General features: G+C 66.3%; 26 protein-coding genes. 20 read left to right on the plus strand and 6 right to left on the minus strand.

The features are described from left to right. Positions 1 to 27: 27 nt before the first annotated feature. Genes hemB through ACEQZ0_RS08475 form a run of 5 tightly spaced genes read left to right on the plus strand, consistent with a single transcriptional unit; the run spans position 28 to position 2,975 of the window. Positions 28 to 1,026 carry a porphobilinogen synthase gene (gene hemB / locus ACEQZ0_RS08455; RefSeq protein ID WP_370190321.1) on the plus strand — a complete coding sequence of 333 codons (999 nt, stop codon included), beginning with the start codon at positions 28 to 30 and terminating at the stop codon, positions 1,024 to 1,026. After that, the gene (locus tag ACEQZ0_RS08460; RefSeq protein ID WP_370190323.1) at positions 1,019 to 1,582 is read left to right on the plus strand and encodes a GNAT family N-acetyltransferase; all 564 of its coding nucleotides are present in this window, start codon (positions 1,019 to 1,021) and stop codon (positions 1,580 to 1,582) included. Before hemB ends, ACEQZ0_RS08460 begins: the two co-directional genes overlap by 8 nt. Further along, the gene (locus tag ACEQZ0_RS08465) at positions 1,575 to 2,132 is read left to right on the plus strand and encodes a GNAT family N-acetyltransferase (RefSeq protein ID WP_370190325.1); all 558 of its coding nucleotides are present in this window, start codon (positions 1,575 to 1,577) and stop codon (positions 2,130 to 2,132) included. The genes ACEQZ0_RS08460 and ACEQZ0_RS08465 overlap by 8 nt, the downstream gene beginning before the upstream one ends. Further along, entirely contained in the window at positions 2,114 to 2,716 is a 603-nt protein-coding gene (locus ACEQZ0_RS08470; protein WP_370190327.1) for a gamma carbonic anhydrase family protein, read from the plus strand. The genes ACEQZ0_RS08465 and ACEQZ0_RS08470 overlap by 19 nt, the downstream gene beginning before the upstream one ends. Further along, a complete protein-coding gene (locus ACEQZ0_RS08475) occupies positions 2,697 to 2,975 on the plus strand; it encodes a DUF167 domain-containing protein (protein ID WP_370190329.1) in 279 nt (92 codons plus the stop codon). The genes ACEQZ0_RS08470 and ACEQZ0_RS08475 overlap by 20 nt, the downstream gene beginning before the upstream one ends. Here ACEQZ0_RS08475 and ACEQZ0_RS08480 read toward each other — a convergent pair. Both ACEQZ0_RS08480 and ACEQZ0_RS08485 read right to left on the minus strand, forming a co-directional pair. Further along, positions 2,965 to 4,557: a cisplatin damage response ATP-dependent DNA ligase gene (locus tag ACEQZ0_RS08480; RefSeq protein ID WP_370190331.1), complete on the minus strand. Its 1,593-nt coding sequence runs from the start codon at positions 4,555 to 4,557 to the stop codon at positions 2,965 to 2,967. The genes ACEQZ0_RS08475 and ACEQZ0_RS08480 overlap by 11 nt on opposite strands. Positions 4,558 to 4,680: 123 nt before the next feature. Continuing rightward, on the minus strand, positions 4,681 to 5,685 hold the full coding sequence (locus ACEQZ0_RS08485) for a ligase-associated DNA damage response exonuclease (RefSeq protein WP_370190332.1): 1,005 nt from the start codon (positions 5,683 to 5,685) through the stop codon (positions 4,681 to 4,683). 122 nt (positions 5,686 to 5,807) lie between these two features. Between ACEQZ0_RS08485 and ACEQZ0_RS08490 the strand changes: the two genes are divergently transcribed. Next, positions 5,808 to 6,626 (plus strand): caspase family protein, encoded by an 819-nt coding sequence (locus ACEQZ0_RS08490; protein WP_370190333.1) that lies wholly within the window; start codon positions 5,808 to 5,810, stop codon positions 6,624 to 6,626. A gap of 14 nt (positions 6,627 to 6,640) precedes the next feature. Continuing rightward, positions 6,641 to 6,895: a hypothetical protein gene (locus ACEQZ0_RS08495; protein ID WP_370190334.1), complete on the plus strand. Its 255-nt coding sequence runs from the start codon at positions 6,641 to 6,643 to the stop codon at positions 6,893 to 6,895. 57 nt (positions 6,896 to 6,952) lie between these two features. Here ACEQZ0_RS08495 and clpA read toward each other — a convergent pair whose 3' ends face one another. Further along, on the minus strand, positions 6,953 to 9,325 hold the full coding sequence (gene clpA / locus ACEQZ0_RS08500) for an ATP-dependent Clp protease ATP-binding subunit ClpA (protein WP_370190336.1): 2,373 nt from the start codon (positions 9,323 to 9,325) through the stop codon (positions 6,953 to 6,955). 130 nt (positions 9,326 to 9,455) lie between these two features. Then, positions 9,456 to 9,656: a DUF1192 family protein gene (locus ACEQZ0_RS08505; protein ID WP_370190338.1), complete on the minus strand. Its 201-nt coding sequence runs from the start codon at positions 9,654 to 9,656 to the stop codon at positions 9,456 to 9,458. Between the two features lie 105 nt (positions 9,657 to 9,761). Between ACEQZ0_RS08505 and ACEQZ0_RS08510 the strand changes: the two genes are divergently transcribed. The 6 genes from ACEQZ0_RS08510 (at position 9,762) to ACEQZ0_RS08535 (ending at position 16,019) form a co-directional block, all read left to right on the plus strand. Further along, complete coding sequence (locus ACEQZ0_RS08510) at positions 9,762 to 10,772, plus strand: NAD(P)H-quinone oxidoreductase (RefSeq protein ID WP_370190340.1); 1,011 nt, start codon at positions 9,762 to 9,764, stop codon at positions 10,770 to 10,772. Continuing rightward, the gene (locus ACEQZ0_RS08515; RefSeq protein WP_370190342.1) at positions 10,765 to 11,379 is read left to right on the plus strand and encodes a glutathione S-transferase family protein; all 615 of its coding nucleotides are present in this window, start codon (positions 10,765 to 10,767) and stop codon (positions 11,377 to 11,379) included. Before ACEQZ0_RS08510 ends, ACEQZ0_RS08515 begins: the two co-directional genes overlap by 8 nt. A gap of 99 nt (positions 11,380 to 11,478) precedes the next feature. Continuing rightward, positions 11,479 to 12,375 (plus strand): UDP-2,3-diacylglucosamine diphosphatase, encoded by an 897-nt coding sequence (locus ACEQZ0_RS08520; RefSeq protein ID WP_370190344.1) that lies wholly within the window; start codon positions 11,479 to 11,481, stop codon positions 12,373 to 12,375. A 50-nt stretch (positions 12,376 to 12,425) separates the two neighbouring features. Then, the gene (locus tag ACEQZ0_RS08525; protein ID WP_370190887.1) at positions 12,426 to 13,412 is read left to right on the plus strand and encodes a glycosyltransferase family 4 protein; all 987 of its coding nucleotides are present in this window, start codon (positions 12,426 to 12,428) and stop codon (positions 13,410 to 13,412) included. A 104-nt stretch (positions 13,413 to 13,516) separates the two neighbouring features. Next, on the plus strand, positions 13,517 to 14,248 hold the full coding sequence (locus ACEQZ0_RS08530; protein WP_370190345.1) for a DUF1013 domain-containing protein: 732 nt from the start codon (positions 13,517 to 13,519) through the stop codon (positions 14,246 to 14,248). 97 nt (positions 14,249 to 14,345) lie between these two features. Then, a complete protein-coding gene (locus tag ACEQZ0_RS08535) occupies positions 14,346 to 16,019 on the plus strand; it encodes a long-chain fatty acid--CoA ligase (RefSeq protein ID WP_370190347.1) in 1,674 nt (557 codons plus the stop codon). A 74-nt stretch (positions 16,020 to 16,093) separates the two neighbouring features. Here ACEQZ0_RS08535 and ACEQZ0_RS08540 read toward each other — a convergent pair whose 3' ends face one another. Further along, the gene (locus tag ACEQZ0_RS08540; RefSeq protein WP_370190350.1) at positions 16,094 to 16,477 is read right to left on the minus strand and encodes a polymer-forming cytoskeletal protein; all 384 of its coding nucleotides are present in this window, start codon (positions 16,475 to 16,477) and stop codon (positions 16,094 to 16,096) included. A 16-nt stretch (positions 16,478 to 16,493) separates the two neighbouring features. Further along, positions 16,494 to 17,612 (minus strand): peptidoglycan DD-metalloendopeptidase family protein, encoded by a 1,119-nt coding sequence (locus tag ACEQZ0_RS08545; RefSeq protein ID WP_370190352.1) that lies wholly within the window; start codon positions 17,610 to 17,612, stop codon positions 16,494 to 16,496. 296 nt (positions 17,613 to 17,908) lie between these two features. Here ACEQZ0_RS08545 and ACEQZ0_RS08550 point away from each other — a divergent pair, with 296 nt between their 5' ends. From ACEQZ0_RS08550 to ACEQZ0_RS08580, 7 genes are all read left to right on the plus strand, one after another. Beyond that, entirely contained in the window at positions 17,909 to 18,568 is a 660-nt protein-coding gene (locus ACEQZ0_RS08550) for a nicotinate-nucleotide adenylyltransferase (RefSeq protein ID WP_370190888.1), read from the plus strand. A gap of 57 nt (positions 18,569 to 18,625) precedes the next feature. Further along, the gene (rsfS, locus tag ACEQZ0_RS08555; protein ID WP_370190354.1) at positions 18,626 to 19,045 is read left to right on the plus strand and encodes a ribosome silencing factor; all 420 of its coding nucleotides are present in this window, start codon (positions 18,626 to 18,628) and stop codon (positions 19,043 to 19,045) included. Between the two features lie 108 nt (positions 19,046 to 19,153). After that, the gene (locus tag ACEQZ0_RS08560) at positions 19,154 to 19,576 is read left to right on the plus strand and encodes a 23S rRNA (pseudouridine(1915)-N(3))-methyltransferase RlmH (protein ID WP_370190889.1); all 423 of its coding nucleotides are present in this window, start codon (positions 19,154 to 19,156) and stop codon (positions 19,574 to 19,576) included. Between the two features lie 18 nt (positions 19,577 to 19,594). Further along, positions 19,595 to 20,806 carry a murein hydrolase activator EnvC gene (locus ACEQZ0_RS08565; RefSeq protein ID WP_370190356.1) on the plus strand — a complete coding sequence of 404 codons (1,212 nt, stop codon included), beginning with the start codon at positions 19,595 to 19,597 and terminating at the stop codon, positions 20,804 to 20,806. 104 nt (positions 20,807 to 20,910) lie between these two features. After that, a complete protein-coding gene (locus ACEQZ0_RS08570) occupies positions 20,911 to 22,251 on the plus strand; it encodes a S41 family peptidase (protein ID WP_370190357.1) in 1,341 nt (446 codons plus the stop codon). Between the two features lie 15 nt (positions 22,252 to 22,266). After that, positions 22,267 to 22,743 (plus strand): disulfide bond formation protein B, encoded by a 477-nt coding sequence (locus tag ACEQZ0_RS08575; protein WP_370190359.1) that lies wholly within the window; start codon positions 22,267 to 22,269, stop codon positions 22,741 to 22,743. Further along, positions 22,740 to 23,267, plus strand: a complete 528-nt coding sequence (locus ACEQZ0_RS08580; RefSeq protein ID WP_370190361.1) for a demethoxyubiquinone hydroxylase family protein — start codon at positions 22,740 to 22,742, stop codon at positions 23,265 to 23,267. Before ACEQZ0_RS08575 ends, ACEQZ0_RS08580 begins: the two co-directional genes overlap by 4 nt. The last annotated feature ends 63 nt before the right edge of the window (positions 23,268 to 23,330 follow it).

Here is a 23,330-nt window from a genome sequence, read left to right on the forward strand (position 1 = left end):
CGCGCCCGCTTGCGGCACAGCGGCGCCATGACCAACGCAAGTTACCCCGCCACCCGCCTGCGCCGCACCCGCGCGAGCGGCTGGAGCCGCGCCATGCACCGCGAAACGGTGCTGACTCCGGCCGATCTGATCTGGCCGCTGTTCGTAACCGACGGGCAGGGGGTGGAAGACCCGGTCGCCAGCCTGCCGGGCGTATCGCGCTGGTCGGTCGATGGAATTGCGGCGCGCGCGAAGGAGGCGGTCGCGCTCGGCATCCCCTGCATTGCGCTGTTCCCCAACACGCAGCCGGAAAAGCGCAGCAACGACGGCGCCGAAGCGCTCAATCCCGACAATCTCATGTGCCGCGCGATCAAGGCGGTGCGCGATGCCTGCGGCAGCGACATCGGTATCCTCACCGACGTGGCGCTCGATCCCTATACCAGCCACGGGCAGGACGGGCTGCTCGACGATAGCGGCTATGTTCTCAACGACGATACGGTCGCGGTGCTGGTCGACCAGGCCGTCAACCAGGCCGATGCGGGGGCGGACATCATCGCCCCGTCGGACATGATGGACGGTCGCGTGAAGGCGATCCGCATGGCGCTGGAAATGAACGCGCATCCCAATGTCCAGATCATGGCCTATGCGGCGAAATACGCCTCGGCCTTTTACGGCCCCTTCCGCGATGCCGTGGGGTCTGGGGGCCTGCTGAAAGGCGACAAGAAGAGCTACCAGATGGACCCGGCCAATGGCGACGAGGCGATGCGCGAGATTGCGCTCGATATCGCCGAGGGCGCCGACAGCGTCATGGTCAAGCCCGGCCTCGCCTATCTCGACATCATCTGGCGCGCCAAGCAGCAGTTCCACGTGCCCGTCTTCGCCTATCAGGTGAGCGGCGAATATGCGCTGATCGAGGCCGGCGCGGCGGCGGGCGTGGGCGATCGCGACGCGCTGCTGATGGAGAAACTGCTCGCCTTCAAACGCGCCGGGTGCAGCGGGGTTCTGACCTACCACGCACCGCGCGCGGCACAGCTGCTCAATGGCTGAATTCCGGATCGGGACCGAGCGGCTGATCCTGCGCGACTGGCGCGGCGATGCCGACTGGGCCGAGTTCTTCCGCGTCACCAACACGCCGGCGGTAATGGAATGGCTAGGCGGCGTGCTCGACGAGAACGGCCGGGCCAAGCAGCGCGAACGGGTCGAAGGCTGCGCCGCGCGCAACGGCTTCTGCTTCTGGGCGGTCGAACGCAGGGACGATGGTGCCCTGCTGGGATTTTGCGGCCTCAAGCGGGCCGATGCTCCGGGCTCGAGCGTAACCGGGGCGGTAGAGATCGGCTGGCGCCTGCGCGAGGATGCCTGGGGCCAGGGCTACGCGAAAGAGGCGGCGCTGGCTGCGCTCGGTGCGGCTTTCGAACGCTTTGGCGCCGAGGAAGTCGTGGCGCTCACGGTCGAAGGCAATGCGGCGAGCTGGGGGCTGATGAAGCGGCTCGGCATGCGGCGGCGCGAAGAGCTCGATTATGCCGACGAGCGCTATGACCCGCCGTGGCGCGATACGATCGTCTATTCGATCGACCGCGCGACATGGGAAGAGGCGCATGGCTGACATCGTCGCCGAGACCGACCGGCTGGTGCTGCGCACGATCGAGGACAGCGATGTCGAGCTACAGGACCGGCTGCTCAACACGCCGACGGTGATGGCGCGGCTCGGCGGGGTGAAGGAACGCCACGAGATCGAGGCCAAGCACGCCAAGTCACGCGCGCTCTACGCGCGCGAGGGCTTCAGCTTCCTCTTCATGATCGAAAAGGCGAGCGGCGAAATGGTCGGCCATTGCGGGATCAAGCGCGTCGACAATCCGCTTGCGCCCAATGTCGGTGATCACGAGGTCGGCTGGCTGGTGCGCAAGGACCGCTGGCGCAGGGGCTACGCCGAGGAGGCGATGCGCGCGGTGCTCGACTGGGCCTTCACCCGCGTCGGTGCACCGCATGTCGTGGCACTGACCAGCGAGGCCAATACCGGCAGCTGGAAACTGATGGAAAAGCTCGGCATGGTCCGGCGCGAGGATCTCGATTTTTCGGATCCCGCCTTTCCGCCCGAAGACAATCCGACGATTCAGTATTCGCTCACGAAAGACCAATGGGAGAGCGCACAGTGACTGCAAGCCGCCCCGGAGTGACCATCATCCCGATCCATGGCCACACGCCGAAGATCCACGACAGCGCCTTCATCGCGCCCGGCTGCACGATCATCGGCAATGTCGAGATCGGGGCCGACAGTTCGGTGTGGTACAATTGCGTGCTGCGCGCCGATGTCAGCCGGATCGTCATCGGCCAGCGGAGCAACATCCAGGACGGCACCGTCTGCCATTGCGACCCCGAATGCCCGGGCGATCCCGACGGTTCGCCGCTGATCATCGGCGACGACGTGCTGATCGGCCACATGGCGATGGTCCACGGCTGCACGATCGAGGATCGCGGATTTGTCGGCCTTGGCGCGATCGCGATGAACAAGGCGGTGATCGGCTCGGACGCGATGCTGGCGGCGGGGGCGATGCTGACCGAGGGCAAGGTGATGGGCGCACGCGAGCTGTGGGGCGGGCGTCCCGCGCGCAAGATGCGCGATCTCGACGATGCCGCGATTGCCGGCATGCGCATGGGCGTCGCGCATTACGCCGAGAACGCCAAGCACCACGCGGCAGCCGTCCATGCCGCGACGGGCCATGGCACGCCGCAGGGCTGACCTCCCCGATCCTGCAGAGCTGAATGCGCTCGTCACCGAGGGGCATTTGCGCCTGCGCGTGACGCCGGGTGCACGCAGCGAAAGCATCGCCATCGAGGACCGCAGGGTGCTGGTGAAGGTGCGCGCCCGGCCCACCGACGGCGCGGCCAACATCGCGGTCGAAAAGCTGGTGGCGCGCGCCCTTGGCGTGCCGGCGTCACGCTGCCGGATTGTACGCGGCGCGACGTCGCGCGAGAAGGTGCTCGCTGTCAGTCCCTGATCAGCGCCCGCAGCGCCTCGATCCGGTCGGCCTCGTGCGGCGGCTTGTCCCAGCGGATACGGTGGATACGCGGGAAGCGCATGGCGAGCCCGGACTTGTGGCGCTTGCTTTCATGGACGCTGTCGAAGGCGACTTCGAAGACCAGGCTCTTGTCGGTTTCGCGTACCGGGCCGAAGCGGTTCACGGTGTTCTGGCGGACATGGCGATCGATCTTCTTCAGCTCCTCGTCGGTGAAGCCCGAATAGGCCTTGCCCACGGGCAACAGTTCGGCGCCGGCATCGGGGTCGCCGTCCCAGCAGCCGAAGGTGTAGTCGGAGAAAAAGCTCGAGCGCTTGCCGCTGCCGCGCTGGGCGTACATCAGCACGCAATCGACCAGCAGCGGGTCGCGCTTCCACTTGTACCAGTAGCCGATGCGCCGCCCGGCGATATAGGGGCTGTCGCGTCGCTTGAGCATCAGCCCCTCGATCGCATCGTCGCGCGCGCCCTCGCGGATTTCGGCGAGCTGGTCGAAATCGCGCGCCTCGACCAGCTGGCTGAGGTCGAAATGCGTACCCGGCAGCCGCGTCATGAGCGTCTCGAGCCGCTGCCGCCGCGCGGTCCAGGGCTGTTCGCGCAGATCCTCGCCCTCGAGCAGGAGCGCATCGTAGAGCCGCACGAAAGCGGGAAACTCGGCGAGCATCTTCTTGCTCACCGTCTTGCGCCCGAGCCGCTGCTGCAGCGCGTTGAAGCTCGCCGCGCCGCCTTGCTCGCCGCCCTGGTGCGCGCCGCGCACGAGCAGTTCGCCATCGAGCACCGCGGGGAAGGGGAGGACATCGAGCAGTTCGGGAAATGTCGCCGAGATGTCGTCGCCCGAGCGCGAATAGACGCGGGTCTCGTCGCCCGCGCGGACCAGCTGGACGCGGATCCCGTCCCATTTCCACTCGGCGGCGTAGTCGGAGAGGTCGACGACCGTTTCCTCGAGCGGATGCGCGAGCATGAAGGGGCGGAAGGTCGGCAGATTCTCGATATCGGGCGGTGGCTCGCCGCGCGCGGCCCAGGCGAACAGCGGGTCGTAGGGCGGCTCGAGCCCGTGCCAATATTCCTCGACCTCCTCGACCGATACGTCGAAGGCCTGGCCGAAAGCGGTCTTCGCAAGGCGGCTCGACACGCCGATCCGCATGCCGCCGGTGGCGAGCTTGAGCAGCGCATAGCGGCCCGAGGGGTCGAGCCGGTCGAGCAGGCGCGGCAGCTCGGCCAGCACGCTCTTGCGATTCATGCCGCCGAGCAGTTCGACAGCCTCGCTCACCGTCGGCGGCGAGGGGGCTTGTTCGGGCGCGGGCCAGAGCAGGCTGGCGGTCTCCGCCGTGTCGCCGACGAAATCGCGCGAGAGCGTCCACAGCACAGGATCGATCCGGTCCTTGAGCAGGTTGCGAATGGTCGAGCTTTTGACCGCGGGAAAGTCGAGCCCGTCGGCGAGCGCGGCGAGTGCCCAGCCGCGGTCGGGATCGGGCGTCATACGCAGATAGTCCGCAATCAGCCGCAGTTTCTCGTTGCGGCTGCGCGTGTAGACCAGCGCGTCGATCAGGGCGGCGAAGTCTTCCATCAGCGAATTCCGAGACGTTGCGACTGCGCTTCGACAGGCTCAGCGTGAGCGGACGTGGCGATGCGAGGCGAACATGAGGGCCGCTCGTCCCGAGCCTGTCGAAGGACAGTCACGCCCACGGGCTCAATCATCCTCGTCCTCGTACCCCACGAGCGCCAGCGCGCGGGCGCGGCGCTGGTGGAGTTGGCACCAGCGCAGCAGCGCATCCTCGCGGCCGTGGGTGATCCAGTTTTCCTGCGCGCCGACTTCCTCGATCGTCCGCGTCAGCTCGCCCCAGTCGGCGTGGTCGGAAATCACCAGCGGCAGTTCGACATTGCGCTGGCGCGCGCGCTGGCGAATGCGCATCCAGCCGCTCGCCATCGCGGTGATCGGATCGGGCAGGCGGCGCGACCAGCGATCGTTGAGCGCGGAGGGCGGGCACACCACGATGTGGCCCCGCATGTCCTCCTTCGAATGATCCGCCACCAGCCGCAATTCGCCAAGATCGACCCCGTGTTCCTCATAGAGCCGGCACATCTTCTCCATCGCGCCGTGGAGGTAGATCGGCGCGTCGTGCCCAGCGCGACGCAGTTCGGCGATCACCCGCTGCGCCTTTCCGAGCGCATAGGCACCGACCAGCACACAGCGCTCGGGATGCGCGGCGAGCCGGTCGAGCAGCTTCGCCATCTCCTCCTCGATCGGCGGATGGCAGAACACGGGCAGACCGAAAGTCGCCTCGGTGATGAAGATGTCGCAGGGGGTGACTTGGAAGGGCGGACAGGTGGGGTCGTGACGTCGCTTGTAGTCCCCCGTGACGATCACCCGCTCGCCGGCATGTTCGAGCAGGATCTGCGCGCTGCCGAGCACGTGGCCGGCGGGGATATAGGTCGCCTCAACCCCGCCGGGCAGGCGGATCGTCTCGCCATACTGGACCGGCGTGGCACCATCCGAAGTCGCGTAGCGCAACTTCATGATCGCCAGCGTCTCGGGGGTGGCGACGGTCTGGCCGTGTCCCCCGCGGGCATGGTCGGCATGGCCGTGCGTTACCAAGGCCTTGTCGACCGCGCGGCTGGGATCGACCCAGCAATCGGCGGGCAGGATATGGATTCCGTGGGGTTCGGGCCTGATCCAGGAAAAGGGGGCTGCCATCGCACAGAAACCCGCACGGCTACGCCGATGTTCCCGGACCGCCGCTTCGTAGCGTGATGCCCGTCACGCGCAGCCTGGCGCGCCCGGCCTTATCTCTCTTTCGCAGACAAGGAGGACATGTAATGGCTGGGTACTCGCTCCATATCGGACTCAATCGCGTTTCGGCGGGTCATTACGGCTCGGAGATGCCGCTACGCAGCGCAGTTGCCGACGCAGAGGCGATGGAGGCTATTGCCCGGGCGCAGGGCTTCTCCTCTCAGGCGTTGCACGATGACGCAGCGACGAGCGGCGCGGTGGCGCGGCATATCCACCAGCTGGCGAGCCGGGCCCGGCGCAAGGATATCGTCCTCATCAGCTACGCCGGGCACGGCAGCAACATCTACGATTCGGGCGGCGACGAACCCGATTCGCTCGACGAGACCTGGTGTCTGTTCGACCGGATGATGGTCGATGACGAGCTTTACGGTCTCTATACGCTGTTCGGCCCCGACGTCCGGCTGTTGATCGTGTCCGATTCGTGCCACAGCGGCACCGTTGCCCGGATGGTATCGGCGAGTGCGGCCGCCGATCCCTTTGCAGCCGATTCCGACGAGGTGTTCCGCACCATCGATCCCGTGGCGGCGCGCGCCGTCTATGCCGACCATTCCGAACTGTACGATTCGGTCCAAGCGCTAGCTGCCGCAGGAGGGCGTTCGTCGCTGTCCTGTTCGCTGCAGCTGTTCGCCGCCTGCCAGGACGACCAGCTTGCCGGAGACGGCCCTGACAATGGCTACTTTACCTCGCATCTGCTCGACCAGTGGGACCAGGGTGCATGGCAGGGCAGCTACACCGAACTCTACGAGAACCTGAGGCAGGCAATGCCGCGCAAGCAGCAGCCGAACCGCCAGCTTCTCGGCAGAGAAAACGCTGCGTTTCTCGCACAGCGTCCATTCACCATCTGAGAAGGAGAAACACCATGGCTTCGCGCTGCGTATTAGATATCGACATGGGTCCCGACGTGCTGAACATGGACCACGCCACCTTCCGCCAGTACATGATCGACACGTGCTTCCCGCCCTGCTGGGAGGCGATGGCGGCGGCCAAAGCGTCGGTCCCCTATGTCGAGCCCATCCTCGACGACGCCACGCGCGGGGGCGAGGTCAACGTGTCCTGCTCGGCCGACAGTCACGGCCATGCCGAATGTACGGTCGGCGCCTCGATCCGCTGGTGATGCAAAACGGGCGGTAGTCGGTAGCCGACTGCCGCCCTTACTTTTCGCCAATTCGGCTCAGTCTTTGCTCTTGTCTTCGGACGCAGGTGCCTGGGGCGCCTTTTTGGCTGTTTTCTTCTTTGCCGCAGGCTTCTTGCGCCTGGGCCTGCTGGAGGGCGGGGCCGGGGTCAGCTCGAAGCTGGGCTTGCCGTCCTTCATCGTCACCGAGACCTCGCCGCCATCGGCAAGCTTGCCGAAGAGCAATTCTTCCGCCAGCGGTTGCTTGATCCTCTCCTGGATCAGGCGGCCCATCGGGCGCGCGCCATAGAGGCGGTCGTACCCCTTGTCGGCCAGCCACGCGCGGCTTGCCTTGTCGAACTGGATGTCGACATTCTGTTCGGCCAGCTGCAGTTCGAGCTGGAGGATGAACTTGTCGACCACGCGCGCGACGGTGTCCTTGCCGAGATAGCCGAAGGGCACCACCGCATCGAGCCGGTTGCGGAATTCGGGAGTGAACATCCGCTTCACCGCTTCCTCGCTCGCATCTTCCTTGCTCACGTCGCCGAAGCCGATGCCCTGCCGCGCCATGTCGGCGGCGCCGGCATTGGTGGTCATGATCAGCACGACATTGCGGAAGTCGACCGTCTTGCCGTGGTGGTCGGTCAGGCGGCCGTTATCCATCACCTGAAGCAGGATGTTGAACAGGTCGGGATGCGCCTTCTCGATCTCGTCGAGCAGCAGCACGCAATGCGGGTTCTGGTCGACCGCATCGGTCAGCAAACCGCCCTGGTCGTAGCCGACATAGCCCGGAGGCGCGCCGATCAGGCGGCTCACGCTGTGGCGCTCCATATATTCGGACATGTCGAAGCGCTTCAGTTCGATGCCCATGATGCTGGCGAGCTGGCGCGCAACCTCGGTCTTGCCGACGCCGGTCGGGCCGCTGAACAGGAACGAGCCGATCGGCTTGTCCGGATCGCGCAGCCCTGCGCGGCTGAGTTTCATCGCGGTCGAAAGCTTGCGGACCGCAGGGTCCTGTCCGAACACGACATGCTTGAGGTCGCGTTCGAGGTTTTCGAGCGCCTTCTTGTCGTCCTTGCTGACCGATTTGGGCGGGATGCGCGCCATGGTGGCGATGACCGCTTCGATCTCCTTGGCGGTGATCTTCTTCTTGCGGCGGCTGGGCGGGACCAGCATCTGCATCGCGCCGACCTCGTCGATAACGTCGATCGCCTTGTCGGGCAGCTTGCGGTCGTTGATGTAGCGCGCGGAAAGTTCCACCGCGGTCTTGAGCGCATCGACGGTGTAGGAGACCTTGTGGTGATCCTGGAAGGCGCTCTTAAGGCCCTTGAGGATCTTGATCGTGTCCTCGATCGTCGGCTCATTCACGTCGATCTTCTGGAACCGGCGCAGCAGTGCGCGGTCCTTCTCGAAGTGGTTGCGGAATTCCTTGTAGGTGGTCGAGCCGATGCAGCGGATCGCGCCGCTCGAGAGCGCCGGCTTCAACAGGTTCGAGGCATCCATCGCCCCGCCGCTGGTCGCCCCCGCACCGATCACCGTGTGGATCTCGTCGATGAAGAGGATTGCTTCGGGCATGCCCTCGAGCTCGGTAACCACCTGCTTGAGACGTTCCTCGAAATCGCCGCGATAGCGCGTACCGGCAAGCAGCGCGCCCATGTCGAGCGAATAGATCACCGCGTCCTGCAGCACCTCGGGCACTTCGCCCTCGACGATCTTGCGCGCGAGGCCTTCGGCGATGGCGGTCTTGCCGACGCCCGGATCGCCTACGTAGAGCGGGTTGTTCTTCGACCGCCGGCAGAGGATCTGGATCGTCCGGTCGACTTCGGGGCCGCGGCCGATCAGCGGATCGATCCGCCCGTCCTCGGCTTTCTGATTGAGGTTGACCGTGAACTGGTCGAGCGCGGTTTCCTTCTTGCCCTTTTCGGCCAGCTTCTCCTCGCCCTGCGCCTCGGCCTCTTCGGCGCCCTGCGGGGACCGGCTTTCGATCTGCTTGCCGCCCTTGCCGATGCCGTGGCTGATGAAGCTGACGGCATCGAGCCGGCTCATGTCCTGCTGCTGGAGGAAATAGACCGCATAGCTGTCACGCTCGGAAAACAGCGCCACCAGCACGTTGGCGCCGGTCACGGTGTCCTTGCCACTCGACTGCACATGCAGGATCGCGCGCTGGATAACGCGCTGGAACCCGGCGGTCGGCTGGGGATCGGCACTCTCGTCCGACTGCAGCGACTGGTATTCCTGTTCGAGATACTGTTTCACCACCGCGGTCAGCTCGGTCAGGTCGACGCCGCAAGCAGTCATCACTTGCGCCGCATCCTCGTCGTCGATCAGCGCGAGCAGAAGGTGTTCGAGCGTCGCATATTCGTGCCGCCGCTCGCCCGCATCGCTCAGGGCGGAATGGAGGGTCTTTTCGAGATTGGCGGCGAAGCTGGGCATTCAGTGGTCTTTCTCAAAGAGACTCGCACGGGGCGAATGAGGGACAGCCTACAGGCCGAAAGTTAGCCAATGCTGTATATGCACTAGATAGGCATACGCAGGGTGGATTTTCAGCCCCCTGCGCCACCAACTATTCCTTTCGTCCGAACAAGGCCTCGGCCGCATCGCGCTGTGCGGCGGCCATCAGCCGGTGCTTTTCCACCCGCGCGATCTCGGCTTCGAGCAGCGCAATGCGCATTTCCAGCTCATCCTGCGAATAGGGACCGAGATCCTCGGTTGCGAGCTGACTCGCGGCATCGCCTCGCGGGCGCGGACGGGCATCGTCATCCATCGTCGGCAATGTCGCAAGTCTGGGCGGTTGCTGTCAACGGGGCTGCGCGGTATTGCACCGCCTCGTGGCCGCGGCGCCACGACGGGACGGACGATGGGGACAGGCGTGGCAGCAGATTTGCCCGAGACGATGACGGCGGTTGGGTTCGAGAAGCCGGGTGGACCCGAGGTGCTCGTCCCGCAGGTGATGCCGCTGCCGGTGCCCGGCGCCAACCAGGTGCTGATCCGCGTTGCCTATGCCGGGGTCAACCGCCCCGATGTGATCCAGCGGCAGGGCTTCTACCCGCCGCCGCCCGGCGCCTCGCCGATTCCCGGCCTCGAGGTCGCGGGGACGGTAGTGGCGATCGGCGAGGGCGCGGCAACCGAAATGCTGGGGCGGCGGGTCTGCGCGCTGGTTTCGGGCGGCGGCTATGCCGAATACTGCCTCGCCCATGCGGCGCACTGCCTCTCGCTTCCCGATGCCATGCCGTTCGACGTCGCGGCGGCGATTCCGGAAACGCTGTTCACCGTGTGGCACAATGTCTTCGAGCGCGGCTGGGCGAGCGAGGGCGACAGCCTGCTGGTCCATGGCGGGACGAGCGGCATCGGGACCATGGCGATCCAGCTGGCCAAGGCGTTCGACATGACGGTGATCGCGACCGCGGGGAGCGAGGACAAGTGCCAGGCGATCCGCGATCTCGGTGCGGATCTCGCGATCAACTACAAGACGCAGGATTTCGTCGAGGAAGTGAAGGCTTTCACCAAGGGCGCGGGCGTCGATGTCGTGCTCGACATGGTCTCGGGCAGTTATGTCGCGCGCAATATCGAATGCCTCGCCGAAGACGGCCGCCATGTGACGATCGCCGTCCTCGGCGGGCTGAAGGCCGAGATCAACATGGCCACGGTGATGCGCAAGCGCCTGTCGCTGACCGGTTCGACGCTGCGCCCGCGCTCGGACGAGTTCAAGGCCATGCTCGCCGACGAGATCTACAATTACGCCTGGCCGCTATTCGGCGACGGCACGATCGCCCCGGTCATGGACCAGACTTTCCCTCTGGCCGATGCTGCGGCGGCGCATGCGCGGATGGAAGGCGGCGAGCATATCGGCAAGATCGTGCTCGAGGTCGCCGGTGGCTGATGCCATCCTCCACGAGGATCCGCGCAGCGGCAATTGCTACAAGATCAAGCTCACCGCCGCGCTGCTCGGTATCGAAATCGAGACGCGCCAGTACGATATCCTCGCGGGCGAGACGCGGACGCCCGATTTCCTCGCCACGGTCAATGCCAACGGCCGCATTCCCGTGCTGCAGGTCGGCGCGCGGTTCCTGCCCGAGAGCAATGCCGCCTGCTGGTACCTGGCCCGGGGCAGCGCGCTGGTGCCGCGCGACGGCTTCGATCAGGCGGACATGCTGCGCTGGATGTTCTTCGAACAATACAGCCACGAGCCCAATATCGCGACGCTGCGCTTCTGGCTGCGCTTTGTCGGCGAAGCGCATCTTTCGCCGCAGCAGAAGGCGCAGATGATGGCCAAGCGGATCGCCGGCTGCGACGCGCTGGCGTTGATGGACCGCCATCTTTCCGCGCGCGACTGGTTCGTCGGCGATCGCGTCACCCTCGCCGATATCGCGCTCTTCGCCTATACCCATGTCGCGGAGGAAGGCGGCTTCGGGCTGGGAGACTATCCGGCGATCCAGCGCTGGATCCTGCGCGTGCGGGAACAGCCCCGCTTCGTCCCGATGGACTGACGCGCAAGTGACGCACTGTCGCCGTTTCGCAACGGCAGTGTGAATCCCCTGTAACAATCATGCGCCATGGCAGACCCGGTATTGGACGGGGGTCGGCCCATGAACGATTTGCCCAGACATTTCGATGCCGCCCACAAGGTGGCGAACTTCGCTTCGGTAAAGCCGAGCGTGCCCGAGCGCGTGGTCGGCGAGCGGCGCCGGTTTCGCACCATCTGGATCAGCGACGTCCATCTCGGCACCAAGGGCTGCAACCACGAGCTGCTGATCGACTTTCTCGACCACACCGACAGCGAGACGATGTATCTCGTCGGCGACATCATCGATGGCTGGCGGCTGAAGAAGAAGTTCTACTGGCCGGCCGAACACAACGACATCGTCTGGCGCATCCTCAAACGCGCCAAGCGGGGCACGCGGATCGTCTATATCCCGGGCAATCACGACGAGATGGTCCGCCCCTTCGCGGGGATGAATTTCGGCGGCGTCGAGATCATGCGCGCCGCATTCCACGAGACCGCCGACGGGCGTCGGCTAATGGTGCTGCATGGCGACGAGTTCGACACCATCATGCTGGCGCACCGCTGGCTCGCCTTCGTGGGCGACGCGCTTTACCACCTGATGATGAAGCTCAACACTTGGGTCGCACGGGTGCGAACCGCGCTCGGCCTGCCCTATTGGTCGCTGTCCAGGGCCGCCAAGCACAAGGTCAAGAACGCGGTCGAGTTCATCTCCCGATACGAGGAGGTGGTGGCCCGTGCCGCGGGCGAGCGCGGTGTCGATGGCGTCGTCTGCGGCCACATCCATACCGCCGAATTCCGCAGCTTCATCCATGACGGGAAAGAGGTCGAGTACTGGAACGACGGCGACTGGGTCGAGGGCTGCAACGCGCTGGTCGAGCATTTCGACGGGACGATGGAGATCCTCCACTGGCCCGAGGAAGTCGCGCGGCGCGAGATCCGGCGTGATGACGTCAAGACGACAGTTCCCGAGGCCGCGTGACCAGAGGGCCGCAACGGATCGCCATCGTCACCGATGCGTGGCTGCCGCAGATGAACGGCGTCGTGCGCACGCTGACCACGACCTGCGAGCTGCTGCGCGATCAGGGGCGCGAAGTTCTGGTGGTCTCGCCCGACCAGTTCGCCTCGCTACCGTGTCCGACCTATCCCGAGATCCGTCTCGCGCTGGCGCGCCCGGGGGCAGTCGCGCGGCGATTGCGCGATTTTGCGCCCGAGGCGATCCATATCGCCACAGAAGGGCCGCTGGGGATGACCGCGCGGCGCTATTGCGCGCGGCACGCTATCCATTTCACCACCGCCTATCACACGCAGTTTCCCGACTATCTGGCGCAGCGATCGCACCTGCCCGCTGCGTGGTTCTGGCATTATATCCGCTGGTTCCACCGCCCGGCGCAGCGCGTCCTCGTCGCTACCGAGAGCATCGGCGAGGAATTGCGCGCGCAGGGACTGACCCAGCTCCACCGCTGGAGCCGCGGCGTCGATCTGTCCTGCTTCACCCCCGATGCACCGCACCCGCCCGAATTCGCTCGCCTGCCGCGCCCGATCCAGCTCTATGTCGGGCGTGTCGCGGTCGAGAAGAACATCGAGGCCTTCCTCAAGAGCGATTATCCCGGGAGCAAGGTCGTCGTGGGCGACGGGCCCGCGCTCGCCGCACTGCAGGCGAAATTCCCCGAAGCGCATTTCCTCGGCCGCCGGTCGGGGCGCGATCTGGCGGGGTGTTATGCTGGGGCCGACGTCTTCGTCTTCCCCAGCCGGACCGACACCTTCGGCCTCGTGATGATCGAGGCGCTGGCCTGCGGGACGCCGGTTGCCGCCTACCCGGTCGCCGGCCCGCGCGACATCGTGATCGATGAGGTAGGGGCGCTGAGCGAGGACCTCGACCAGGCGATCGATGTCGCGCTGATGTGCGCGCCTACCGCCTGCCTTGCCCATGCGGAGGGTTTCACCTGGGCCGCCGCGACGGGCCAGTTCCTCAGCGGTCTTGCCGCTTTCGATGCGGACGCACTGCCCGAAGCCTGAGGCTTTCGCTTGCCGAATCCCCCATTCCGCCCTACATCGGCAGGATAACGGCCGTCCCGCGAGGGGCGGCCCTTCTATTTTCGGATACGAGAAAAGGCATTTCCATGGCCGACCAACCCAAACCGCTGATGCCGCATGCGACCGCCACCTGGCTGGTCGACAACACCGGCCTGTCGTTCGAGCAGATTGCCGAATTCTGCGGTCTCCACATCCTCGAAGTGCAGGCGATGGCCGACGATCTCGCGGGCAGCAAGTATACCGGCCGCGACCCGGTGCATTCGGGCGAGCTGACACAGGCTGAAATCGAGAAGGGCCAGGCCGATGCCGAGTACCGGCTCAAGATGCAGCGCGCGCCGGTTGCGGTGAGCCGCACCAAAGGCCCGCGCTACACGCCGGTTTCCAAGCGCCAGGACAAACCCGACGGTATTGCCTGGATCCTGCGCAACCACCCGGAAATCTCCGACGCGCAGATCGGCAAGCTGATCGGTACCACGCGCAACACGATCACCGCCATCCGCGAACGCAGCCACTGGAACATCCAGAATATCCAGCCCAAGGATCCGGTGACGCTGGGCCTGTGCTCGCAGCGCGAGCTCGACGCGGTTGTCGCCAAGGCCGCGAAGAACCTGCCCGCCAGCGAAGAGGGCGAGGACGCCCCGGTCGCTGCCAGCGGCGCCAGCGATCGCGAGAAGCTGATCGAGGAACTGCGCGCCGAGCGCGAGGCCAATGAGAAGGCCGCCACCGAAGCGGCGCAGGAGGCCGAAGCCGCCGCCTGGCTCGAAGCCAAGCGCGCCGCCGAAGAAGCCGGCGAAGCCGGAGCGACCGACGAGGCCTGACGGGTTCGCTGGACGACACAATACGGGGCGGGGGAAGCACGGACTTCTCCCGCCCTTTTTGCTTGCGTTTCAGCGATAAAGCTCCATGTCTACTGACATGGATGTAAGCAGGCTGCCGAACCACCACCCGGTGCCTTGGGACACGCGTTTCGAGGCGATGGCGCTGGGCGAAATGCTGAGGCGGACTGCTCGCCAGACTCCCGCTGCGCCGCTCTTGCAGTTTCTCGGCCGGACCTATTCCTATGCCGAGATTTTGCGCGATGCGCAGGCCTTCGCCCGGGCGCTGGTCGCGCGGGGGGTGGAACCGGGCGATCGGGTCGGCCTGTTCCTGCCCAATGTGCCGAGCTATGTCGCGGCCTATTACGGAGCGATGATGGCCGGCGCGGTGGTGGTCAATTTCTCACCGCTCTATTCGGTCGAGGAGCTCGCGCACCAGGTCGCCGATTCGGGCACGAAGCTGCTGGTCACCATCGACGTCCCCGCGCTCTTTGCTACCGCGGAAAAGGTTCTCCACGGCTCGGCACTGGAAACCCTCGTCGTCAGTTCGCTGCCGCAGATGCTGCCCACGCTGAAGGGTTTCGCCCTGCGGATCTTCGCGCGCAGCAAGGTCGCCAAGGTCGGCTACGGCAGGGACATCCTTCGCTGGGATGCGCTGCTGAAAGAGGGTTCTTCGGCGGCGGTTTCGCTGCCGGTCATCGACCCGCACGCGCTTGCGCTGCTGCAATATACCGGCGGCACGACGGGTGTGCCCAAGGGCGCCATGCTCACCCACGCGAACCTGTCGATCAATGCGCAGCAGACTGCCGGCCTCAACCCATTCGGCGATCCCGCGGGCGAGGTCTTCATGGGTGCGCTGCCCTTCTTCCATGTCTTTGCCAACACCGCCCTGCTCAACCATGCGGTCGTGACCGGGGCCTCGATCGCGATGGTTCCGCGGTTCGAGACCGAGCAGGTGCTGCAGACGATCCAGCAATACGGCACGACCGGCTTTCCCGGCGTGCCGACCATGTTCCAGGCACTGCTCGACCATCCCGATCTCGCCCGGACCGACCTGTCGACGCTCAAGGTCTGCATCTCGGGCGGCGCACCGCTGCCCGGGCCCCTGCGCGAGAAGTTCGAGGCGGCGACCGGCGTGCGGCTGGTCGAAGGCTACGGCCTGACCGAGAGTTCGGGCGTGGTCTCGGCCAATCCCTACGAGGGCATGCGCAAGCCGGGCACCATCGGCCAGGTCGTGGCAGGCACCGAAGTGCTGCTGCTCGACAAGGAAGACCCGTCGGGGATCGTTGCCGACGGCGTCCCGGGGGAGCTCGCGCTGCATGGCCCGCAGATAATGCAGGGCTACTGGAACCGGCCCGATGCCACGGAGGAGGTCTTCGTCGAGCATCGGGGCAAGCGCTGGCTGCGGACGGGCGATGTCGCCATGCTCGACGAAGACGGCTTCCTCCAGATCGTCGACCGCATCAAGGACATGATCGCGGTCGGCGGCTTCAAGGTCTTCCCCAGCCAGGTCGAGGAGGTGCTGCTCGAACATCCGGCGGTGAAAGAGGCGCTCGTGATCGGTCGCCCCGACGCCTATCACGGCGAAATCCCCGTGGCCTACGTCACGCTGAACGCACAGGGCACGGCCACCGGCGCCGAGCTCAAGGCGTGGCTCAACGCGCGCGTGGGGAAGCACGAGCGGGCCGACGACGTCGTGATCCGAAGCGAACTGCCCAAGACGATGATCGGCAAGCTCGACCGCAAGGCGCTGCGCGCCGAGGTTCTCGGCTAGGATCCCGCGCGAAAAGAGAAGGCCGCCCGCGTCGTCGCGCGTGCGGCCCTCGTCCCCTCCAACCGAAATTTCTGTCAGCCGGCTACGGCAAGCTCCGGCTTGGCCGTGGCGTTCGCGGCGCCCTTGGGCTTCGCGTCGCGGTGGGCGAAGCGGCCCTCGACCTGCGCACCCTGTTCGATCGTCAGCGCATCGTAGAACACGTCTCCGGTAATCTTGGCGCTCTTGAGGATCACCAGCTCTCGCGCGGTGATCGATCCCTCGACCGTGCCCGCAAGACGGGCGCTTTCGGCCTTGATCGCGCCCTTGACGCTGCTGGTCTCGCCCTGGACGAGCGAGGAGCAGGCGATGTCACCCTCGACATTGCCGTCGATATGCAGGTCGGCCGAGGCGACGATGTCGCCGGTGATCGAAAGATCCGAACCGAGGACCGAGAATGTCGAATTGCTCTTGCTGGCCATACGCTCGCGTCCCGGGTTACTTGGCAGAGGCGAGTTGGGGAGCTCGCCGGATTTCTTCGAGAACATTGGGAGCGGTCTCCAGGAAGGTGCGCGGGTTCACCGCGCGATTATTGATGCGCACTTCGAAATGCAGGTGTGGACCGGTCGACCGTCCGGTCGAGCCGATGGCGCCGATCGTCTGGCCGGCCTCGACCACCTGTCCGACCTTGGTCTTGAACTTCGACATATGCGCATAGCGAGTCATGAGCCCGTTGCCATGGCTGATCTCGACGACATTGCCATAACCCGACTTGCGACCGACGAAGCTCACGCGACCGTCGGCTGCGGCGAAGATCGGCGAGCCGGTGGGGCCGCGGAAATCGAGCCCCTTGTGCATCGCTGCGGCCCCGGTGAACGGATCGCGTCGGTAGCCGTAGCTCGACGAGACCATGCCGACCGCCGCAGGTGCAACCTGAGGAACGCCGGCGAGGCCGCGTTCGAGTGCGTCCATCCGCGCGATCGAAAGGCCGAGACGCTCGAAGCGCGGGTCGATGCTGCCGTCGGCATCGGTGCTCAGCTTTTCGAGCGGGCCACCCATCGCACTGCGGTCGGCATTGCGGATCATGCGGTCGGGATTGAGCCCGAGCTTCTTGAGCGCGGCTGCGGCACGCTGCGACCGCCAGTCGGCATAGCGGGTCAGGCCTTCGACGAAAGCGAGCTGGCGGGCCTCGATCTTCGCCAGCGTCGCCGCTTCGGGAACGGCGAGGCTCACCTTGTCTACGGTGGCGGCGGCTTCGCCCGAGGAATCGCTGACATTCTCGATCGACTTCACGTCGTCGGGAAGGACATCCATCATGCTTTCGATGAATTCCTGGCGCTTGACCAGATCGGTTGCGACCGCGTCGATATCGTCGCGATAGGCGTTCACGCGTTCGGTCGCGGTGGCGACCTTGGCCTCGCGGTCGAGCAGCGAAAGGCGATCGGCTGTCGCGCGATACTGCGTCCAGCCGGCCACCGCCATCGACAGCGCCCAGACGACGAGCACCGTCACGGCGATCGCCGCAGCGATGATCTGCACCCGCGAGGAAATGGTGATGAAACGAACCTGGCCTTCGGAGCGCATGAAGAATTCGCGATCCGGGAACCAGCTGCGCATACGGCTCCCCCAGCCATTCGCGCCAATGTGATTGCTCAAAACGACCCGTCCCTTATGGTCTTATGTCCCGGGGCGCTGCGCTATCAAAGGTTGCCTGTGAAATCGAATCTTGGTTCCCGAAGAATCCACGAGTCGAAGCATCGACGCGACGAGTCGTTTCAAAACCGCATAATTTTCGAACCCCGTCGGGAACCGGATATTAAGTCGTGGCTTTATAAGGGCTTCCCATTCTTCCCGCGGCACCCAGCCAAGCCATTGTATAAAACCGACAAATACTCCGGCGACCGTCAATCGTGATGCGCGGCCAGCGAATCGGCCTGCTCGGCGGCAGTTTCAATCCGGCGCATGGCGGGCATCGGCGGATCTCGCTGTTCGCCCTGCGCGCACTCGATCTCGACGAAATATGGTGGCTCGTGTCGCCGGGCAATCCGCTCAAACCGGCCAGCGGCATGGCGCCGCTGGCGGCGCGGGTCCGCTCGGCAATGGCGCAGGCCCGGCGGGCACCGATCCGGGTGACGGCGATCGAGCGCGAGCTGGGGACGCGCTATACCGTGGATACGCTTGCAGCGCTCAAGCGCCGTTATCGCAAACGCGAATTCGTCTGGCTGATGGGCGCGGACAATCTGGCGCAGTTTCATCGCTGGCGCGACTGGCGGGGCATTGCACGCACGATGCCGATTGCGGTCATTGCGCGGCCCGGCTATGATGGCCCTGCCGTCGCGAGCCCCGCGATGGCCTGGCTGAGGCACTTTTCGGTGCCGCTGTCCAGCTTCGTGAACAGGGGCGAATGGAGCGCGCCGGCACTGGTGACATTGCGTTTCGATCCCGACGAAAGATCGGCCACGGCCATCCGCCGCGCCGATCCCGACTGGGCCTTACGCTATGCCGGACCGCCTCCGAGGGACCAGCTGACGCATCGTTCGATTCCGTCGGGGGAGGAAACCACCGCGCCATGATGCGCGTTGGACCTTTCATGGCCCGAGCCCTTCAATCCAGGAGTTTCGTATTCGCCTATGACACAGGCGCAAACCAGCCCGGCCGCTGCCGGGACCGCATCGGCCCAGGTGATCAACTTGGCTGAGGCAACTACCGACCCGCTGCTCAGCCTCGTGCTCCAGCAGCTCGAAGACGACCAGGCGCAGGAGGTCGTGACCATCGACCTCGAGGGCAAGAGCTCGATCGCCGATCACATGGTGATCGCTTCGGGCCGCTCGACCCGCCAGGTCGCCGCGATCGCGCAGAAACTGGCCGAAAAGGTCAAACAGGCCGGCTTTGGCCCGGTGAAGCTCGAGGGGCTTCCGGCGGCCGACTGGGTGCTGCTCGACGCCGGCGACGTGGTCGTCCACCTGTTCCGCCCCGAAGTGCGCAGCTTCTACAACCTCGAGCGCATGTGGGCGTTCGGCGACGCGCCGCCGGTGGCCGGTCGGGCATAACGGGGCCTCGCGGCCACCCGCGTGGCTGCGTCCTTGCTGACGGCGCAGTGCCGCTGCGCATGCTGCGGGTCGGCCATCGACTTGCCGACAGCTCGGAAAGGATTTCCGATTCTTCTTCACGTCATCGCTCGCGGAAAGATCGCCCGCTCGCCCGAGGCGGATTTGGTCGCGCGCTATGAGAAGCGCCTGACCTGGCCGGTGAAGTTCACCGAACTGCCCGAGACCGGCGGGCGCGTTCCCGAGCCGCAAGCACCGTGCAGGACGGTCCTGCTCGACGAGCGCGGCAAGGACCTGTCGTCCGACAAACTCGCCGAAATTCTCGGGCGGTGGCGCGACGACGGGATGCGCGAATGCCGCTTCGTGCTCGGCGCCGCCGATGGCCATTCGCAAGAGGAGCGCGCCCACGCCGACCTGCTGCTCGCCTTCGGCAGGGCCACCTGGCCGCACCTGCTCGCCCGCGCCATGCTCGCCGAGCAGCTCTATCGCGCGACGACGATAATCGCCGGCCACCCCTATCATCGCAGCGGCTGATCGGGCAGGAATGCGGGCATGAACCGCAGCCGCGCCGCCATCACCGCCCTGGTCGCCGCAGCCCTGCTCGGCCTGCCCGCACTTGCGCAAGTTCCGGCCGGTTTCGACACACCCGAGGATGCGCGCGCGGCGCTGGCCTCCGCGCGCCAGCAACAGCGCAATGCGCGAGCGCGCGGCGAGCGGCTCGAGCGCGAGGCCGCGCGCTCGCAGGAGGCGGCGGCCAAGGCCAAGGCCGCGGCTGCGGCGCTCGCGGCGCGCGTCCAGCAGGCCGAGGCCGGCATCGCGGCCGCGGAAGCGCAACTGGCGTTGACCAATCGCGAACGCCGCGCGCTGGCAGACAAGCTGGCCGAGCGGCGCAGGCCGCTGGTCCGGCTGACCGGCGCGCTCCAGGCGATGTCGCGTCGGCCGCTGGCGCTCTCGGCGCTGCAGCCGGGCAGCTTGCGCGATCTCGTCTATACCCGCGCCGTGCTCGACAGCACGATTCCGCTGGTACGCCAGCGGACCGCCGCGCTGCGCACCGACCTCGACCGGGCGAAAGTGCTCGAGGCCGAAGCGCGCGTGGCGCTTGCCGAGCTCCGCGCCGGCGAGGCGGAACTCCGCCAGCGACGTGGACAACTTGTCGCGCTGGCGGCGCAGGAGCGGCTCAAGGCGCAGCAGGCGGCGGGCGGCGCCGATCGCGAAGCCGAACGGGCGTTGGTACTGGCCGAACAGGCCCTCGATCTCGACCAGCTGGTCGAGCGGCTCGAGGCGGCGGGCACGCTGCGTGAACGGCTGGCAGCATTGCCGGGACCGCTGCCGCGTCCCGCCGATCCGGCGGCGGCGCGCATGGCCGCGCCCCCACGCCCCGCCCCCAGCGAAACCGCGCCGCCTGCGCGCTACCAATTGCCCGTAGCCGGAAGGATCACTGCCGGTTTCGGCGAAGCGGATCCCAGCGGCCAGCGCCGGGCGGGCATTGCGCTCGCGGCACGTCCGCGCGCGCAGGTCGTTGCGCCGGGCGCGGGCAGAGTTTCTTTTGCCGGGCCCTATCGCGGCTATGGGCGGATCGTGATCATCGAACATGCGCATGGCTGGACCAGCCTCGTCACCGGGCTTGCCACACTCGACGTCGCGGTCGGCCAGCAGGTCACCGCGGGATCGCCGCTCGGCCTTGCTCCGGCGGCGCGCGGCGAGGTTGCACTCGAGCTGAGGCAGGGCGGCCAGCCGCTCAATCCGCTCGACCACCTGCGTTAGGTCCCGGTCGAAAAGGCCTTGTCCGCGCCGGGCCTCGCATGCTCATCTGGCATTAACCGCCCGCAAGCGATAGATTGCGTGCGCGCAAAGGAGAGTTCTCGCCCATGAAGTTCGCCGCCCTGGCCCGTTCGGCCGCCCTTGTGACTGCGGTCGCGCTGATTCCCGCGACGACGGCTGGCCTTGCCCAGGTCGATGGGCGCGCCGGACCTGAATTCGCCAAGGTGATCGCGGTCTACCAGCGGATCAAGGCGAGCTATGTCGAACCGGTCGAGGACGATGTGCTGATGCGCGGCATGATCGACGGCATGCTCGCCGCGCTCGATCCGCACTCGGCCTATCTCGACGGCAGCGACCTCCAGCGGCTCGAAACGATGATCGACGGCAATTATTCGGGACTCGGCCTGTCGGTCGTGGCCGAAGACGGCGCGGTCAAGGTCATCTCGCCCTTCCGCGGCAGTCCGGCCGACAAGGCGGGAATCAAGGCGGGCGACTTCATCACCCACCTCGATGGCAGGCTGATCGTCAACCAGACGCTCGACGAATCGGTCGCGCAGATGCGCGGACGCGAGGGCACTGCGATCAGGCTGACCATCTTCCGTCCCGGGCGCGATGAACCCTTCGATGTCACCGTCACGCGCGGGGTGATCGAGCTCGAGCCGGTCACCTGGGAGCTCGAAGACGGCAATATCGGCCACATCATGATCAACGAATTCTCGCGCGATGTCGGCAGCGATGTGTTTTCGGCGTGGGAAGACCTCAAGAGCAAGGCCGCCGGCCGCCTCAATGGCCTGGTGCTTGACTTGCGTTCGAACCCCGGCGGCTCGCTCGACGAGGCGGTCGCGCTCTCCGACCTGTTCCTCACCGAGGGGCGGATCGTCTCGCAGCGCGGTCGCGCACGGGGCGAAAACATCGCCTACAACGCCGAAACCATGTTCCGCGGCGACATTGCCGAAGGGCTTCCGATCGTGGTGCTGATCGACGCCGGCTCGGCCTCCGCGTCCGAAATCGTCGCCGGCGCACTGCAGGACCATCGCCGCGCGGTGGTGATGGGCGAACGCAGTTTCGGCAAGGGCAGCGTCCAGTCGCTGCTGCCGCTCGGTCGCGACGCCGCGCTCAAGCTGACCACCGCACGCTATTACACGCCCTCGGGCCATTCGGTGCAGGAAGGCGGGATCAAGCCCGATATCGCGGTGCCGCAGCTTTCCGATCCCGACCTTGCCAAGCGGGCGCGCTTCCAGATGCGCGAATCGGATCTGCGCGGCCATTTGATCAACGAGATCGGCCTCGACGACGACGCGGTGGAAAAGGACTCGCGCGAGGATCCGCGCTTCCAGCAGACCGCCGACGAGCTCAAGGCGAAGGGAATCGAGGATTTCCAGCTCCATTACGCGCTCGAGACGCTGCGCCGTACGAGCCCCAAGAGCATTGCCGCCCGCGCGAAATAGGCTAGATCGCGGGGCATGAGCCTTTCGCAGCCCGTCCGCTTCGCCCGTTTCCTGGCGCTTGCCGTGCCCGCCGCCCTGCTCGGCGGGGCCTATGTCTCGCAATACGGTTTCGGCCTCTATCCCTGCGAGATGTGCTGGTGGCAGCGCTGGCCGCATTTCGTTGCGATCGGGTTGGCAATGCTGGCCTTCACGGTACCCCCGCAGCGGGTCTGGACCGCGCTCGCGGCGCTGGCGATCCTGACCTCGGGGGCGATCGGCTTGTTCCACGCCGGGGTCGAATATGGCTGGTGGCCGGGCATCACCTCCTGCGCGGTCATCGCCTCGTCTGGCGCCGGCAGCGCGCTCGAAAACATCATGAACACGCCGCTGGTCCGCTGCGACGAACCGGCTTGGACGCTGCTGGGGATCAGCCTGGCGGGCTTCAACTTCCTGATTTCGAGTGCCGCAGGCCTCGCCATCCTCGCACTTCTGGCGAAGGATCGCCGCACATGACCAAGGTTCCAGACCACCTCGCCCGCATGATTCGCGTCGACCAGGCCGGCGAATTCGGTGCAACGCGAATCTACGCTGGCCAGCTTGCGGTGATGGGCGATCGCGGCCCGCATTCGGCCGAGATCGCCGGCATGGCGGAACAGGAGGCGGGTCATCGCGCGAAGTTCGACGCCCTGATGGCGCGGCGCGGCGTACGGCCCACCGCGCTGCAGCCCTTCTGGGATCGTGCCGGCTTCGCGCTGGGTGCGGTCACCGCGCTGATCGGCCCCGAAGCTGCGATGGCCTGCACTGCGGCGGTCGAGACCGAGATCGACGAGCATTATTCGCGCCAGCTCGACCAGCTCCACGCCAGCGGCGAGGATCCCGAGCTGGCGGCGATGGTCGAGGAGTTTCGCGAAGACGAGCGCGAGCATCGCGATGCGGCGCTGGCCGCGGGGGCGGAACGCGCGCCGGCCTACCCGCTGCTGTCGGGCCTGATCCGGCTCGGCTGTCGCGCCGCGATCCGCATTTCGGAGCGTGTATGAGCGGAACCACCGCAGGGTGCGGACGCTTCATTGACAGTTCACCCGCGCGGGCGCTCAATGTCC

This window comes from Qipengyuania sp. (genome assembly GCF_964227205.1).
Classification (GTDB): domain Bacteria; phylum Pseudomonadota; class Alphaproteobacteria; order Sphingomonadales; family Sphingomonadaceae; genus Qipengyuania.

Excerpts from the sequence above, each read along its gene's own strand:
- hemB (WP_370190321.1), top strand. The coding sequence starts at position 28 with ATGACCAACGCAAGTTACCCCGCCACCCGCCTGCGCCGCACCCGCGCG.
- ACEQZ0_RS08460 (WP_370190323.1), top strand. The coding sequence starts at position 1,019 with ATGGCTGAATTCCGGATCGGGACCGAGCGGCTGATCCTGCGCGACTGG.
- ACEQZ0_RS08465 (WP_370190325.1), top strand. The coding sequence starts at position 1,575 with ATGGCTGACATCGTCGCCGAGACCGACCGGCTGGTGCTGCGCACGATC.
- ACEQZ0_RS08470 (WP_370190327.1), top strand. The coding sequence starts at position 2,114 with ATGGGAGAGCGCACAGTGACTGCAAGCCGCCCCGGAGTGACCATCATC.
- ACEQZ0_RS08475 (WP_370190329.1), top strand. The coding sequence starts at position 2,697 with ATGGCACGCCGCAGGGCTGACCTCCCCGATCCTGCAGAGCTGAATGCG.
- ACEQZ0_RS08480 (WP_370190331.1), bottom strand. The coding sequence starts at position 4,557 with ATGGAAGACTTCGCCGCCCTGATCGACGCGCTGGTCTACACGCGCAGC.
- ACEQZ0_RS08485 (WP_370190332.1), bottom strand. The coding sequence starts at position 5,685 with ATGGCAGCCCCCTTTTCCTGGATCAGGCCCGAACCCCACGGAATCCAT.
- ACEQZ0_RS08490 (WP_370190333.1), top strand. The coding sequence starts at position 5,808 with ATGGCTGGGTACTCGCTCCATATCGGACTCAATCGCGTTTCGGCGGGT.
- ACEQZ0_RS08495 (WP_370190334.1), top strand. The coding sequence starts at position 6,641 with ATGGCTTCGCGCTGCGTATTAGATATCGACATGGGTCCCGACGTGCTG.
- clpA (WP_370190336.1), bottom strand. The coding sequence starts at position 9,325 with ATGCCCAGCTTCGCCGCCAATCTCGAAAAGACCCTCCATTCCGCCCTG.
- ACEQZ0_RS08505 (WP_370190338.1), bottom strand. The coding sequence starts at position 9,656 with ATGGATGACGATGCCCGTCCGCGCCCGCGAGGCGATGCCGCGAGTCAG.
- ACEQZ0_RS08520 (WP_370190344.1), top strand. The coding sequence starts at position 11,479 with ATGAACGATTTGCCCAGACATTTCGATGCCGCCCACAAGGTGGCGAAC.
- ACEQZ0_RS08525 (WP_370190887.1), top strand. The coding sequence starts at position 12,426 with ATGAACGGCGTCGTGCGCACGCTGACCACGACCTGCGAGCTGCTGCGC.
- ACEQZ0_RS08530 (WP_370190345.1), top strand. The coding sequence starts at position 13,517 with ATGGCCGACCAACCCAAACCGCTGATGCCGCATGCGACCGCCACCTGG.
- ACEQZ0_RS08535 (WP_370190347.1), top strand. The coding sequence starts at position 14,346 with ATGGATGTAAGCAGGCTGCCGAACCACCACCCGGTGCCTTGGGACACG.
- ACEQZ0_RS08540 (WP_370190350.1), bottom strand. The coding sequence starts at position 16,477 with ATGGCCAGCAAGAGCAATTCGACATTCTCGGTCCTCGGTTCGGATCTT.
- ACEQZ0_RS08545 (WP_370190352.1), bottom strand. The coding sequence starts at position 17,612 with ATGCGCAGCTGGTTCCCGGATCGCGAATTCTTCATGCGCTCCGAAGGC.
- ACEQZ0_RS08550 (WP_370190888.1), top strand. The coding sequence starts at position 17,909 with ATGCGCGGCCAGCGAATCGGCCTGCTCGGCGGCAGTTTCAATCCGGCG.
- rsfS (WP_370190354.1), top strand. The coding sequence starts at position 18,626 with ATGACACAGGCGCAAACCAGCCCGGCCGCTGCCGGGACCGCATCGGCC.
- ACEQZ0_RS08565 (WP_370190356.1), top strand. The coding sequence starts at position 19,595 with ATGAACCGCAGCCGCGCCGCCATCACCGCCCTGGTCGCCGCAGCCCTG.
- ACEQZ0_RS08570 (WP_370190357.1), top strand. The coding sequence starts at position 20,911 with ATGAAGTTCGCCGCCCTGGCCCGTTCGGCCGCCCTTGTGACTGCGGTC.
- ACEQZ0_RS08575 (WP_370190359.1), top strand. The coding sequence starts at position 22,267 with ATGAGCCTTTCGCAGCCCGTCCGCTTCGCCCGTTTCCTGGCGCTTGCC.
- ACEQZ0_RS08580 (WP_370190361.1), top strand. The coding sequence starts at position 22,740 with ATGACCAAGGTTCCAGACCACCTCGCCCGCATGATTCGCGTCGACCAG.